The sequence below is a fragment of the Gemmiger formicilis genome (assembly GCF_900167555.1).
Classification (GTDB): domain Bacteria; phylum Bacillota; class Clostridia; order Oscillospirales; family Ruminococcaceae; genus Gemmiger; species Gemmiger formicilis.
The window spans coordinates 177,849-192,226 of record NZ_FUYF01000005.1 but is presented as its reverse complement, the minus strand read 5'-3'; the positions used below and the strand labels follow the sequence as shown (position 1 = coordinate 192,226).

The 14,378-nt window shown below is 61.8% G+C and carries 13 protein-coding genes; 12 read left to right on the top strand and 1 reads right to left on the bottom strand.

Annotated elements, in window-relative coordinates; translation table 11 throughout:
- Positions 1-59 precede the first annotated feature (59 nt).
- The 11 genes from B5D32_RS06575 to B5D32_RS06525 all read left to right on the top strand — a co-directional run bounded on the left by B5D32_RS06575 (position 60) and on the right by B5D32_RS06525 (position 11,378).
- A complete protein-coding gene (locus B5D32_RS06575; RefSeq protein WP_078784285.1) occupies positions 60-557 on the top strand; it encodes a ribosome maturation factor RimP in 498 nt (165 codons plus the stop codon).
- Between the two features lie 197 nt (positions 558-754).
- Positions 755-1,828: a transcription termination factor NusA gene (nusA, locus tag B5D32_RS06570; RefSeq protein ID WP_078784284.1), complete on the top strand. Its 1,074-nt coding sequence runs from the start codon at positions 755-757 to the stop codon at positions 1,826-1,828.
- A gap of 236 nt (positions 1,829-2,064) precedes the next feature.
- The gene (rnpM, locus tag B5D32_RS06565) at positions 2,065-2,373 is read left to right on the top strand and encodes an RNase P modulator RnpM (protein ID WP_078784283.1); all 309 of its coding nucleotides are present in this window, start codon (positions 2,065-2,067) and stop codon (positions 2,371-2,373) included.
- The gene (locus B5D32_RS06560) at positions 2,366-2,668 is read left to right on the top strand and encodes a L7Ae/L30e/S12e/Gadd45 family ribosomal protein (protein WP_078784282.1); all 303 of its coding nucleotides are present in this window, start codon (positions 2,366-2,368) and stop codon (positions 2,666-2,668) included. Before rnpM ends, B5D32_RS06560 begins: the two co-directional genes overlap by 8 nt.
- Before the next feature lie 18 nt (positions 2,669-2,686).
- The gene (infB, locus tag B5D32_RS06555) at positions 2,687-5,140 is read left to right on the top strand and encodes a translation initiation factor IF-2 (RefSeq protein WP_078784281.1); all 2,454 of its coding nucleotides are present in this window, start codon (positions 2,687-2,689) and stop codon (positions 5,138-5,140) included.
- Between the two features lie 17 nt (positions 5,141-5,157).
- Positions 5,158-5,523, top strand: coding sequence for a 30S ribosome-binding factor RbfA (rbfA, locus tag B5D32_RS06550; RefSeq protein ID WP_143402690.1), 366 nt, complete (start codon positions 5,158-5,160; stop codon positions 5,521-5,523).
- A gap of 27 nt (positions 5,524-5,550) precedes the next feature.
- Positions 5,551-6,534, top strand: a complete 984-nt coding sequence (locus tag B5D32_RS06545; protein ID WP_078784280.1) for a DHH family phosphoesterase — start codon at positions 5,551-5,553, stop codon at positions 6,532-6,534.
- A 176-nt stretch (positions 6,535-6,710) separates the two neighbouring features.
- Positions 6,711-7,604 carry a tRNA pseudouridine(55) synthase TruB gene (truB, locus tag B5D32_RS06540; protein ID WP_078784279.1) on the top strand — a complete coding sequence of 298 codons (894 nt, stop codon included), beginning with the start codon at positions 6,711-6,713 and terminating at the stop codon, positions 7,602-7,604.
- 7 nt (positions 7,605-7,611) lie between these two features.
- Entirely contained in the window at positions 7,612-8,547 is a 936-nt protein-coding gene (ribF, locus tag B5D32_RS06535) for a riboflavin biosynthesis protein RibF (RefSeq protein ID WP_078784278.1), read from the top strand.
- A 156-nt stretch (positions 8,548-8,703) separates the two neighbouring features.
- Positions 8,704-8,976 carry a 30S ribosomal protein S15 gene (gene rpsO, locus B5D32_RS06530; RefSeq protein ID WP_078784277.1) on the top strand — a complete coding sequence of 91 codons (273 nt, stop codon included), beginning with the start codon at positions 8,704-8,706 and terminating at the stop codon, positions 8,974-8,976.
- Between the two features lie 242 nt (positions 8,977-9,218).
- A complete protein-coding gene (locus tag B5D32_RS06525) occupies positions 9,219-11,378 on the top strand; it encodes a polyribonucleotide nucleotidyltransferase (protein WP_078784276.1) in 2,160 nt (719 codons plus the stop codon).
- Between the two features lie 391 nt (positions 11,379-11,769).
- Here the strand turns inward: B5D32_RS06525 and B5D32_RS06520 are convergent, their stop codons facing one another.
- Positions 11,770-12,978: an acetate/propionate family kinase gene (locus B5D32_RS06520; RefSeq protein ID WP_078784275.1), complete on the bottom strand. Its 1,209-nt coding sequence runs from the start codon at positions 12,976-12,978 to the stop codon at positions 11,770-11,772.
- A 175-nt stretch (positions 12,979-13,153) separates the two neighbouring features.
- Between B5D32_RS06520 and B5D32_RS06515 the strand changes: the two genes are divergently transcribed.
- Positions 13,154-14,320: a nucleotidyltransferase family protein gene (locus B5D32_RS06515; protein WP_078784274.1), complete on the top strand. Its 1,167-nt coding sequence runs from the start codon at positions 13,154-13,156 to the stop codon at positions 14,318-14,320.
- Positions 14,321-14,378: the final 58 nt, after the last annotated feature.

Here is a 14,378-nt window from a genome sequence, read left to right as displayed (position 1 = left end):
ATGATTTTACTGAAAGTGGGCCGCAAGGTCCGCTTTCTTTTTATGATTGGAGCATTTTTATGGCAAAACCCGGTAAACCGCAGCAGGGCAGCGCGGTCAAGGTCGTCGAAGCGCTCGTCCGCCCCGTTGTTGAGGGGATGGACCTGCGCCTGTGGGATGTCCGCTTTGAAAAGGAGGGCCCGGATTGGTTCCTGCGCGTGCTGATCGACCGCGATGAGCCGCTGGACACTGACACCTGCGAGGCTGTCTCCCGCGCCATTGATCCGCTGCTGGACGAGGCAGACCCCATTGAACAGAGCTACTACCTCGAGGTCGGCAGCCCGGGCCTGGGCCGCCGCCTGACCCGCCCCGAACACTACGAGCAGCTCAAGGGCCAGAAGTGCGCGGCGCATCTGATCCGCCCCGACGAGCAGGGCCGCCGCGACTATGCGGGTATCCTGCAGGGGCTGGATGCCGACGGCAATGTGACCCTGACCGACGGGGAGGAGACCTACGCCTTCCCCGTCAAGAGCGCCGGCTACGTCAAGCTCTGCGACGACGAGGATCTGTTCGGCTGATTTGACCTGCGGGGCTGTCTTGTAGGGGCCGGGCATGCCCGGCCCGCGGCTTTCCCGCAAACTCGATTTTGCCCTTCTGTGCAGGGCCGGACATGTCCGGCCCCTACGGAGGCAAACCCTTTAAAGGGAAGGCAAGAGAGCGATTGTAACTACTGTATTGCGTGTACTTGAAATATAATTGGGAGGAAACCAGAAACATGGCTACTGCGAACAACGAATTTTTTGAGGCCCTTTCTGCACTGGAAAAGGAGCGCGGCCTGCCCGAGGACTACCTGATCGACAAGATCAAGGCGGCCATCGTCATTGCGGTCAAGAAGGACTACGAGGTCGAGGACGACAACGTCGTTGTGGACATTGACCCCGAGCTCGGCGCGTTCCGTGCCAGCCTGCTGCGTGACATCGTGGAGGAGGTCGAGAACCCCCACACCCAGGTCAGCCTGGAGGATGCCCAGAAGGTCCGCAAGAGCTACAAGGTCGGCCAGCGCATGGTCACGCCCCTCAAGACCAAGGAGTTTGGCCGCATTGCTGCCCAGACCGCAAAGCACGTCATCCGTCAGGGCCTGCGCGAGGGTGAGCGCAACCTGCAGTGCAGCGAGATGCAGTCCCGCGCACATGAGCTGATCGCCGCCACCGTCGTCTCCATAGACCCCGAGCGCGGCAACGTTGTGCTGGATCTGGGCAAGGGCGGCAGCGCTGTGCTGCCCCGCAACGAGCAGGTCCCCGGCGAGACCTTCACCGAGGGCCAGACCGTGCAGGTCTATGTCGTGGATGTACTGGCAACGGACCGCGGCCCCCGCGTCACCATCAGCCGCACCCATCCCGGCCTGGTCAAGCGTATGTTTGAGCTGGAGGTCCCCGAAATCTACGACGGCACCGTTGAGGTCAAGGCCATCGCCCGTGAGGCCGGTGCCCGCACCAAGCTGGCTGTCTGGAGCAAGAACCCCGATGTCGATCCCGTCGGTGCCTGCATCGGTGCCCGCGGCGTCCGCGTCGAGAAGATCGTCCAGGAGCTGAACGGCGAGAAGATCGATGTCATCCGCTGGAGCGAGGACATCACCGAGTTTATCTCCGCGGCCCTGTCCCCGGCCAAGGTCGTCAAGGTCGAACTGCTGCCCGGCGAGACCAAGAGCTGCCGCGTGACCGTGCCCGACCACCAGCTGAGCCTGGCTATCGGCAACAAGGGCCAGAATGTGCGCCTGTGCGCCCATCTGACCGGCTATAATATTGACATCCGCCCCGAGTCCGGCTACTACGGCGAGGACGAGGAATAAATAATAAAGATAAAAGATAATAGATAAAAGATAATATAAAATGTGGAGTTTTGGCAGGGCCAAAACCGTAGGGGCGGATTCTATATCCGCCCGGCCCGCTCCCGTAAGGCAGCACGGGCGCATATAGAATGCGCCCCTACGGCGGCAGAGCAATTTCGAGCGGCGTGCAGCGCCTCGGTCTACTATATTTTTTATCTTTTATCTCTTATCTATTCTCTAGAAATGAGGTCTGCCAGTTGCAGCAGCTAAAGCAAAAAAAGATCCCCGTGCGCCGGTGCGTGGGCTGTAATGCCCAGCGCCCCAAGCGCGAACTGGTGCGCGTCGTGCGCAGCCCCGAGGGCGAGATCAGTATTGATCTGCGCGGCAAGGCACCGGGACGCGGCGCGTATCTGTGCCCCTCGGCTGCCTGCCTTGCCAAGGCGCGCAAGGCCAAGCGGCTCGAACGCACATTTGAGGTCCCCATCCCGGACGGTATCTATGACCGCCTGACCGAGGAGATCGCCTGTGCGGAGCAAAGTGCAAAGGAGGCGGCGAGCCATGAATAACGATCAGCACCCGCTGCTGGGTGCACTGGGGCTGTGCCGCAAGGCCGGCAAGCTGCTGCACGGGTATGACCGCGTACAGGAAAACGCACTGCGCGGCAAAGTGGCCCTGGTGCTGCTTACCTCGGACGCCAGTGAGCGCACGGTCAGCCATATGAAGGACGCCTGCGACGGCATCGTCGCCTGCGAGCAGATGCCCCTGACCAGCGCTGACCTGGCCATGCTTACCCCCAAGCCCGCCGCCGTGTTCGGCGTGACCGACGAACACCTTGCACAGCTGTGCGCAAAATACCTTTGATGAGGAGGACCACACTATATGGATTTTAAATACAAGATTGCTGATGTTGCCAAGGAGTTCGGCATGCCCGCCAAAAAGGTCGTTGAGACCGTTTCCGGCGTGACCGGCGAAGCCTATAAGACCGCCGGCACGTTTGAGGAAAAAGAGCTCAACGTCCTGCTGGAGACCCTGACCCGCGAGAACGCCGAGGACAGCCTCGACGCCTACCTTGCCAGCGGCAAGGAGCCTGCCCCGGCCCCGAAGGCAGAAAAGAAGCCCGAGCCGAAGAAGCAGCCCGCCGCAGCCCAGAAGCCCGCTGCCGAGCCCAAGCCTGCGGAGCAGCCCAAGCCCGCCGCCAAGAAGGAGCCGAAGCCCGAGCAGAAGAAAGACAGCCGCAAGCCCGAGAAGCAGGCGGAAAAGCGCAGCGAGAAGCGCGTCACCCTGCAGGAGCTGGCCGCCGATACCGGCATTAAAGAGCCTGTCAAGACCGAGCAGGTCCAGGTCAACCGCGCGCAGGTGTCCGTTGACACCCGCACCGTCGACGTGAACGTTGACAAGTTCAACGCCCGCTATGACGACCTGGCCGACAGCCGCAACATGCCCAGCAAGCGCAAGAACCAGCCCACCGGCAAGAAAGAAAAGTTCAACAACCGCAACAACCGCCGCGGCCAGCAGTTTGGCCGCCGCCGCGAGACCGAGGCCGAGCGCCTGCAGCGCATCCAGCTGGAAAAGGCCCGCAACGCGCAGCTGAAGATCTCCATCCCCGACGAGATCACCGTCGGCGAGCTGGCCACCCGTCTGAAGCAGAGCGCCGCCAAGGTCGTTGCCAAGTTCATGCAGATGGGCGAGATGCACGCCATCTCCGACGTTGTCGATTTCGACACCGCGGCCCTGATCGCCGAGGAGTTCCATGCCAAGGTCGAGCATGAGGTCCACGTCTCCATCGAGGAGCGCCTGTTCGTGCAGGAGGAGGACAACGCTGCCGATCTGGTCGAGCGTCCGCCCGTCGTTGTCGTCATGGGCCACGTCGACCACGGCAAGACCTCCATTCTGGACGCTATCCGCAAGACCAATGTCACCAAGGGTGAGGCCGGCGGCATCACCCAGGCCATCGGCGCGTACCAGGTCAAGAGCAATGACAGCGTCATCACCTTCCTGGACACCCCGGGCCACGAGGCGTTCACCTCGATGCGTGCCCGCGGCGCGAACATGACCGACATTGCGGTCCTGGTCGTCGCTGCCGATGACGGCATCATGCCCCAGACCATCGAGTCCATCAACCACGCCAAGGCCGCCAACGTCAAGCTGATCGTCGCCATCAACAAGATGGATAAGCCCACCGCCAACCCGGAGCGCGTCAAGGAGCAGCTGACAAAGTACGAGATCGTGCCCGAGGACTGGGGCGGCGACGTCGCCTGCATCCCTGTGTCCGCCGTCACCGGCATGGGCATCAGCGACCTGCTCGAGCGTATCGTTCTCGAGGCCGAGGTCATGGAGCTGAAGGCCAACCCGAGCCGCCGCGGCAAGGGCGCTGTCGTCGAGGCCCGTCTGGACAAGGGCCAGGGTCCCATCGCAACTCTACTGGTCCAGAACGGCACCCTGCACAAGGGCGACTGCCTGATCGCCGGTACCGCTGTGGGCCGTGTCCGCACGATGCGCAACGACAAGGGCCAGGAGATCACCGAGGCCGGCCCGTCCACGCCTGTTGAGATCACCGGCTTGACCGAGGTCCCCGAGGCCGGCGAGCTGTTCGAGGCTGTCGAGGACGAGCGCCTCGCCCGTGAGCTGGCTGACAAGCGCACCGCCGAGGCCAAGGAGAAGCAGTTTGCCGCCTACACCAAGGTCACGCTGGATAACCTGTTTGACCAGATGGCTGCCAACGATATGAAGGAGCTGCCCATCATCGTCAAAGCGGACGTCCAGGGCTCCGCCGAGGCCGTCAAGCAGAGCCTCGAGAAGATCTCCAACGACGAGGTCCGCGTCCGCGTCATCCATGCGGGTGTCGGTGCCATCTCCAAGTCCGACGTCTCTCTGGCCGATGCGTCCAACGCCATCATCATCGGCTTCAACGTCCGTCCCGACGCCGTCGCCAAGGCCGAGGCTGAGCAGACCGGCGTTGAGATGCGTATGTACCGCGTCATCTACGACGCCATCAACGATGTCTCCGACGCTATGAAGGGCATGCTGGCCCCGAAGGTCCGCGAGGTCGCCCTGGGCGAGGCCCAGGTCCGCCAGGTCTACAAGATCTCCAGCGTCGGCACCGTCGCAGGCTGCCGCGTTACCGACGGCAAGATCACCCGCGACGCACAGCTGCGTCTGGTCCGTGACGGCATCGTCATCTGCGAGGATTCCATCGCCAGCCTGAAGCGCTTCAAGGATGACGCCAAGGAGGTTGCCGCGGGCTTTGAGTGCGGCATCACCCTGGCCAAGTTCCAGGACATCAAGGAAGGCGACGTCTTTGAGTGCTTCAAGATGGAGGAGTACCGCGATTGATTGCAGAGGTAAAGTAAATGCCAACCAAAAACCATGGCCGTATGGCCCAGGATATGAAGCGTGAGCTGATCGCCATCATCGGCGAGATGAAGGACCCCCGTGTGACGGGCGGTCTGCTGACCGTGACCCGTCTGGATGTGACCCCCGACCTCGATCAGGCCAAGGTCTACATCAGCGTCATGGGCCGTGAGGGCGGCCCGGAGCCGGTGGTCAAGGCGCTGAATAAGGCGTCCGGCCATGTCCGCACCGAGGTCAGCCGCCGGATGCACATCCGCAAGGCACCGCGCTTTGTATTCGTCAAAGATGAAGGCGCAGCCTATGCCGCGCACATCAACAAGCTGCTGGGTGAGCTGGACATTGAGCCTGACTCTGACGCAGAGTAAAGCAGCCCAGTTAGAAAAGAGGAACCTATGACTCAGAACGTAGACCGCGAGACGGTTGTTTCGCGTCTGCTTGCTGCAGATGACATCCTGATTTTGTGCCATAAAAACCCCGACGGTGACACCATCGGCTCAGGCACGGCGCTCTGCCTGGCGCTTCAGCAGCTGGGCAAAAATGCCGCCGTGCTGTGCAGTGATCCGATCCCTGCCATGTATGACTACATGCCCATCACGGTGTTTGACGGCAGCTTCCGCCCCGCGTTTGTGGTGGCGGTGGATGTTGCGGGCATTCAGCTTTTTGGCGAACGCAACAACATTCAGGAATACGCCGAGCATGTCAATCTGTGCATCGACCACCACGGCTCGAACAGCGGTTATGCCTATGAGACGCTGGTGGACGCCGGGGCTGCCGCATCTGCCGAGCTGCTGACGACGCTCATCCCCGAGATGGGCGCGAAGATCACGCCGGAAATTGCCTCCTGCCTGTATACGGGTGTGGCAACGGACACCGGCTGCTTCCGGTTCAGCAACACGACGGCGGAGACCCACAAGGCGGCAGCGGCTCTGATCGAGGCCGGAGCCGACGTGGAAAGGCTGAACGAGCGTCTGTTCGAGAGCCGCTCCCACGCGCGGGTCATCGCGGAACGCATGGCTTTAGAAAGCCTGGAGTTTTACTACGATGACCGCTGTGCGCTCATCTGCCTGACCTGGGACCAGATCCAGGCCGCAGGTGTGGCCGGGGCCGAGCTGGAGGATCTGACGAGCCTGCCGCGCTCCATCGAGGGCGTCGAGGTCGGTCTGACCCTGCGCCAGCAGAAGGACGGCAGCTTCAAGATCAGTGTGCGCACCGGGCACGACACCAACGCCTGCAACATTGCGCGGCGTCTTGGCGGCGGCGGGCATCCCCGCGCCGCCGGCTGCGAGATCAGCGGCAACCCGGACAACGCCAAGCACGCGATCCTCGAGGAAGTCAAAAAGGAACTGGACCGCGCCGACGCGGAGAAAGCGCAATAAAGCCTTCCCCCATTGGGGGAAGGTGGCCGCGCGAAGCAAGGCCGGATGAGGGGGGGAGTTCCCGTGGCCGCTCATGAACGGGCAATAGCGGAAAGTCTGCCCTCATCAGTCACCTTCGGTGACAGCTTCCCCCGAGGGGGAAGCCTTTAAATCCACAACAGAAAAGGAACCCTGCTATGCAAACGCCAAACGGCATTCTGCCCGTCGATAAGCCCGCAGGCTGGACCAGCTTTGATGTGCTGGCCAAGCTGCGCGGCGCACTGGGCACACGCAAGCTGGGACACTCGGGCACACTGGACCCTATGGCCACCGGTGTGCTCGCGGTGTTTATCGGCAAGGCGACCTCCGCCGCTGACCGCCAGCTTGACCACGATAAAACCTACGAAGCTACGCTGCGTCTGGGCCTGCGCACCGACACCGGCGACGTGACCGGCACGACGCTGGAAACTGCCCCCGTCACGGTGGGGGAGGCCGAGCTGCGCGCCGTACTGCCGCAGTTCCGCGGGGATCGTATGCAGCTGCCGCCGATGTACAGCGCGGTGAAAATCAACGGCCAACCGCTGTATAAAGCTGCCCGCAAGGGCCAGACCGTTGAGCGCACGCCCCGCCCCATCACGATCTATGACATCGAATACCTCGGCAGCCCTGCGCCCGACGAATACACCGTCCGCGTCGCCTGCTCCAAGGGCACCTACATCCGCGTGCTGGCCGAGGAGATCGGCGACGCCCTCGGCGTGCCCGCCACGCTGTCCGCCCTGCGCCGCACGCAGGCCGGTGTGTTCAGTCTGGCCCAGTGCCACACACTGCCGGAAATTTTAGCCGCCGCCGAGAACGGGGAACTCGAAACCAACGGCTGGATACTGCCGATCGAGTCAGTCTTTACGCCGCTGCCCGCCCTGCACGTCAACAGCGGCGTCAAGGCGCACCTGCTCAACGGCTGCCCGACGAGCCATTACGCTGCCGCCGATGGCCGCTACCGCACCTACGATGAGACCGGCGCGTTTCTGGGTCTGGCCAGCGTCGAGGACGGCGTGCTCAAGGTCGAAAAACTATTTTGCGAAAGGGGCTGACTGCCCAATGCAAATTTATCAAAGGCTGACGCCCATCCACGCCCCGCAGGGCAGTGCTGTGGCGCTCGGCTATTTTGACGGCGTCCACTGCGGCCACCGCGCCGTGCTGGGGGCTGCCGTCGAATGCGCCCGGGCCGGCGGTCTGACCGCTGCGGCCTTCACGTTTGAGCTGCCCGCCAGCAGTACGCTGAAAGGCGGGCGCATCCTCTCGCTGCCGCAGAAGCACGCCCGCGTTGCAAGCTTAGGCATCGAGGAATACCAGGAGGCACCGTTTGACGAGTTCCGTGCGCTGACGCCGGAGGATTTTGTGCAAAAGGTGCTGGTGGACTGCTTTAACGCAAAGCAGCTGTTCTGCGGCGACAACTTTACGTTTGGAGCCCGCGCCGCCGGTAACGTGGAGCGTCTGCGGGAGCTCTGCGCACCTCTCGGCATCGGCGTGCATATCGTGCCGATGGCGCAGTACGGCGGGCAGACCGTCTCATCCACCCGCATCCGCGCCGCGCTGGAGGAGGGCCGTCTCGACGACGCCAACGCCATGCTCGGCACACCCTACGCCATCGACTGGCCCGTTGTCCACGGCAAGGGCATCGGCAGCGGAAAGCTCGGCACGCCGACGCTGAACCAGAACTACCCCGCTGCGGCCCTCCAGCCCTGCGCGGGCGTCTACCTGACCCGCATTTATCTGGACGGCCAGTGGCGGCCCGCAGCCACCGGCATCGGCAAGCGCCCCACGGTGGACAGCAGTGAAAACGCCGCCGTGACCTGCGAGACGTTTGTGCCGGACTTCTCCGGCAATGTCTACGGTCAGCAGCCGGTGTTGGAATTTCACAAATATTTCTGCCCGGTGCGCAAGTTCAATTCGATGGACGAGCTGGCGGCCCTCATCCACCACGCCGCCGACGAGAGCAAGGCGTATTTTGCGGCCCTGAACGGCGCAAAATAATTGCGAAAATGCCGCAAATGCTCTTGTATTCCGCAAAATGTTGTGGTATACTAATTCTTGTTACCGCGGCCCGGTATGGGGCGTATGCCTCAACGGTTCCAACTACCCCTTACTGCGCCGACGGCTAATACATTTTTATGAAAGAGGTATATACCCATGAGCCAGAAATCCGCTATCGATAAGCAGCCCATCATCGCCAAGGCAGCCATCCACGAGGGTGACACCGGTTCTCCGGAGGTCCAGGTTGCTCTGCTGACCGCTCGTATCAACCACTTGACCGAGCACCTCAAGACCAACAAGCATGACAACCACAGCCGCCGCGGCCTGTTCAAGATGGTCGGCCGCCGCCGTAATCTGCTGGCCTATCTGCAGAAGAAGGACATCAACCGTTACCGTGCCCTGATCGCTGAGCTGGGTCTGCGTAAGTAATTTTCGCAAAAACGGGCAGGGTGCATTTGCACTCTGCCCGATTTTTTATACATGTGTGCTGCCGCCGCCTACAACGCGGCGCATCACAAAAATCCACTGCACCCGTATTTTACAGCCGCCCCCGCCGCGTTTTGTGCAGTAAATCGAGCACCCAAGCAACAGGCTTGGCTGCTGGCTTTATTGTACAGAACCGGGGCAGGGGAGCGCTGAAAGTAAAAATCTACCAAAGAAGGAGAATCCCCATGGCTTACGAATTCGCATCCAGACTGGAAACCTTCCCCAACTACCGCAAGTTCGAGACGACCTTTGCGGGCCGCCCGTTTGTGGTCGAGACCGGCAAAATGTGCGGTCTGTCCAACGGCAGCGCCATGATCCGCTACGGCGAGACCTGCGTGCTCTGCAACGTCACGATGAGTGATAAGCCCCGCGACGGCGTCGATTTCTTCCCCCTGAGCGTCGAGTTTGAGGAGAAGCTCTACGCCGCCGGCCGTATCCCCGGCAGCTTCATGCGCCGTGAGGGCCGCCCCGGCGAGCACGCCATCCTGTCCTCCCGCGTTGTGGACCGCCCCATCCGCCCGCTGTTCCCCAAAGATATGCGCAACGATGTCTGCGTGACCATGACCGTCATGAGCCAGGACCCCGACTGCTCTGCCGAAATTTCCGGCATGAACGGTGCGTCCCTGGCCATCGCCATGTCTGATATTCCCTGGAACGGCCCTATTGCCGGTGTGTTTGTCGGTCTGGTGGACGGCGAGATCGTGCTGAACCCCACGAAGGAGCAGCGCGAGCACAGCGACCTCTCCCTGACGCTGGCCGCCAGCGAGGAAAAAATCGTCATGATCGAGGCCGGTGCCAACGAGGTTGACGAGGAGACCATGATGAAGGCCATCCGCGCCGGTCACGAGGAGATCCGGAAGATGCTGGCGTTCATCAACAGCATCGTCGCTGAGATCGGCAAGCCGAAAAAGAGCTTCACCCCCGTGGAGCTCGACCACGCCCTGCTGGCTGACGTTTACGCCAACCACCTCGAGGACGTTAAGGCCGCGATGAACACCGACGACAAGAACGTCCGCGACGCCGCGATGCTGCCCATTATGGATGCCATCGCCGCCGAGCACCCCGAGCTGACCGCCGCCGACCTCGACCTCATCAGCTACAAGCTGCAGAAGAAGGTCGTCCGCACCTGGCTGCTGGAGGACAGCAAGCGCGTCGATGGCCGCGGCATCAACGAGATCCGCCCGCTGGCCGCCGAGGTCGGTCTGCTGCCCCGTGTGCACGGCTCCGGCATGTTCACCCGCGGCCAGACCCAGGTCCTGACCATCTGCACCCTTGGCTCCACCAAGGACGCCCAGCTCATGGACGACCTGTCTGATACGCCGTACAAGCGCTACATTCACCACTACAACTTCCCGCCGTACTCCGTCGGCGAGGCCCGCGCACCCCGCAGCCCGGGCCGCCGCGAGATCGGCCACGGCAACCTGGCCGAGCGCGCGCTGATTCCCGTCCTGCCCGATCAGGCCGAGTTCCCGTATACCATCCGCTGCGTCTCCGAGGTCCTGTCCTCCAACGGCTCCACCTCGCAGGCCTCCATCTGCGGCTCCACGCTGGCTCTGATGGATGCCGGCGTGCCCATCAAGGCACCCGTTGCCGGTATCTCCTGCGGCCTTATCACCGACGGTGACCCGCTGCACGGCGGCCGCTGGATGACGATGCTGGACATTCAGGGCGTCGAGGACTTCCACGGCGACATGGACTTCAAGGTCGGCGGCACCCGCCGCGGCATCACCGCCATCCAGATGGACATTAAGGTCGACGGCCTGACCTACGACATCGTTGAGGAAGCTCTCGAAAAGTGCCGCAAGGGCCGTCTGTACATCCTCGATGAGATCATCAAGCCGGTCATCGCCGAGCCGCGCGCTGAGCTGTCCAAGTACGCGCCCAAGATGTTCAGCATGATGATCCCCGTTGACAAGATCAAGGACGTCATCGGCAAGGGCGGCAAGGTCATTCAGGAGATGTGCGCCAACTTCAACTGCAAGATCGACATTGAGGAGGACGGCCACGTCTTTATCTCCGCCGTCGATCAGGACGACGCGAAGCGCGCCATTGCGACCATCAAGACGATTGTCGAGGACCCCGAGATCGGTGCCATCTACAAGGGCCGTGTGACCCGCCTGATGAACTTCGGTGCCTTCGTCGAGATTGCCCCCGGCAAGGAGGGCCTTGTCCACATCTCCAAGCTGGACGACCACCGCGTCGAGCATGTTGAGGATGTCGTTGCCGTTGGCGACCCCATCTTTGTCATGGTGACCGACATCGACCAGCAGGGCCGCATCAACCTGTCCCGCAAGGATGCCCTCGCCGCTATCGCCAAGAAGCGCGCCGAGGCCGCCCAGCAGTAAGTTACTTTTCTTGCAAGAAAAGTAACCAAAAGAACTCCAATATAGCAACACAAAAAAGGGAGTCTGCCGTGAATCGGCAGGCTCCCTTTTTAATTTGCTTGCACTGTAGGGGCCGGGCATGCCCGGCCCGCGAGTTTACGCCGGCACCCTATTTATGGTCTGCTCTGTAGGGAGGAATCTTGACCCCTCCCCAGGAACCTGGCGGCTGCCGCAGCCTGCCCGGAGCGGTCAAGACCGCTCCCTACAAACGGCGGCATATATGCCGACTATACCATAAAAAGAGGCTGCCGCACAAGGTCAAACCCCATGCTGCAGCCTCTCGCTAGAACCCGTTTCCGGGAAAAAATATTGAAAGTTCTTTTGCTTACTTTTCTTTCAAGAAAAGTAAGACTTACTTCTCGAGGACTTCCTTCGTGTCGCGGGCAATCATCAGCTCTTCGTTGGTCTCGATGATCAGCGTGCGGACACGGGCGCCCCAGGCGGTGACCTCCACAACGTCCTTCTTCTGCTTGTGAGCATCGCGGTTCTTGTCGGTGTCGATGCGGATGCCCAGCCAATCCATGTGGTGGCAGATCTTGGCGCGGGAGTCGGCGTCATGCTCGCCGATGCCGCCGGTAAAGACGATGGCGTCCACGCCGCCCATCGCGGCAATGTAGCTGCCGATGGTCTTTTTGATCTGGTAGTTCAGCATGTCGCTGGCCAGCTGTGCGCGTTTGTTGCCGTTCATGGCGGCCTCCTCGACGTCGCGCTTGTCGCTGGACACGCCGGAAACACCCAGCAGACCGGACTTCTTGTTCAGGATCTCGTCCAGCTCGTGGCCGGTGATCTCGAGGTTGTACTTCAGGTAGTTGACCACAGAAGGATCCAGGTCGCCGCAGCGGGTGCCCATCATCAGACCGGCCAGCGGGGTCATGCCCATCGAGGTATCAATGACCTTGCCCTGATCGACTGCGGCGATGGAGGAACCGTTGCCCAGATGGCAGGTGATCAGCTTCAGGCGCTCAATGGGCTCCTCCAGAAACTCAGCGGCGCGGTGGCTGACATACTTGTGGCTCGTGCCGTGGAAGCCGTAGCGACGGACGCCGTACTTCTCATAGTACTCATAGGGGATGGCGTACATATAAGCCTTCGGGGGCATGGTGGAGTGGAAAGCCGTGTCAAAGACCGCCACGTTCGGCTTGTCCTGACCAAAGACCTTGTAGGAGGCCTCGATGCCCAGGATGGCGGCGGGGTTGTGCAGGGGAGCCAGCGGGCTCAGGTCGTGGATGGCCTTGACGACCTCGGGGGTGATGAGGCAGCTCTCCTTGAACTTCTCGCCGCCGTGGACTACGCGGTGGCCGATGGCGTCGATCTCGGAAACGCTGTCGATGACCTTGCCCTCGCCGGTGGTCATCTTCTTCACGACCTCGGTAAAGGCCTCGGTATGGGTGGGGAAGATGGCGGGTGTGGTTGCCTTATGGCCGTTGGCCTCATGGGTGATCATGCTGCTTTCCATGCCGATGCGCTCGCACAGACCCTTGCAGAGGACTTTCTCGCCCTCCATATCGATCAGCTGGTACTTCAGGCTGGAAGAACCGCAGTTGATAACCAGAATTTTCATGGAATATCCTCCTTAAATTGGCAGGGTAGATTGCCCTTTCCTAAATGCTGATTTTATTATATAATGGTATAAATAAATTTTCAAGCGCAAGTTCTGCAAGATAGCACAATTTTTGCACAGAACGCCAAAGTACTTTTTTAACAATCTATCGCCAAAGAATCAGGAGCCAATTGTTATGGATTTCACAGGCATTATTGCCGAATACGACCCCTTCCACAACGGCCATGCGGCCCAGCTGGCTGCCGTGCGCGCCGCAGGGGCACAGTGTATTGCCGTCTGCATGAGCAGCGGCACGGTGCAGCGCGGCGGTGTGCCGATTCTGCCCGAGAGCGTGCGGGTGCGCGCGGCGCTGGATGCCGGGGCTGACCTTGTGGTAGCCCTGCCCGCGCCCTACGCCTGCGCCACGGCGGAGCAGTTCGCCGCCGCGGGCGTGCACCTGCTGGCCGCACTTGGCTGTGATACGCTGGCCTTCGGTGCGGAGACTCCCGACGCGGCGGCTCTGCTGGACACGGCCCGCCTGCTGGACGGGGAGGAACTGAACGCCCGCATCCGTCAAAATCTTGCCACCGGCATGACCTATGCCGCCGCCCGGGCCGCGGCTGCCGACGCGCTGCACCCCGGCACCGGCGGCCTGCTGCGCACGCCCAACAACATTTTGGGCATCGAGTACTGCAAGGCGATCCTGCACCGGCACGCGGCTCTGACGCCGCTGGCACTGCCGCGGCTTGGCGCGGCGCACGGCGGCGGGGCAGGGGCGCACGCGGGCACGCCGATGGCCAGCGCCAGCTTTCTGCGCGGCCTGCCGCAGCCCGACTGGGAGCCGTTCGTGCCCGCCCGCGCGGCGGAGCTGTACGGCAGGGCTGCGGCGGACGGCCTTTTGCTGGACGGCGCAAGACTCGAGACCGCCGTTTTGGCCCTGCTGCGGATGCAGGACCCCGCGAATTTTGCGCAGGTGCGCGGCGTGAGTGAGGGACTGGAAAACCGCCTGACCGCCGCCGTGCGGGAAGCCGACAGCCTCGACGACCTCTACACCCGCTTGAAAACCAAGCGCTATCCCCATGCGCGTCTGCGGCGGCTGGTGCTGGACGCGGCGCTTGGCTTCCCGGCGGAACTGCCAATGCCGCCGTACCTGCATGTGCTGGGGGCACGCAAAGCGGCGCTGCCGCGTTTAAAACAGGCGTCGCTGCCCGCCGCAACAGCGCTGGCAGACCTGGCCCGAACCGGCCCGGAGGCATCAAAAATCAGCAGACTGCATAATAAGGCGGTTGATTTTTCGTCATTATGTAGAGAAAAAATTCAGCCTAAGGGGCTTGCGTTCACAGCTAAGCCGGTGGTAATATAATTTTATATGGATAAAAAATGCGCGTGATACAACATTGTTGCATTTTTAACGCGCAAAA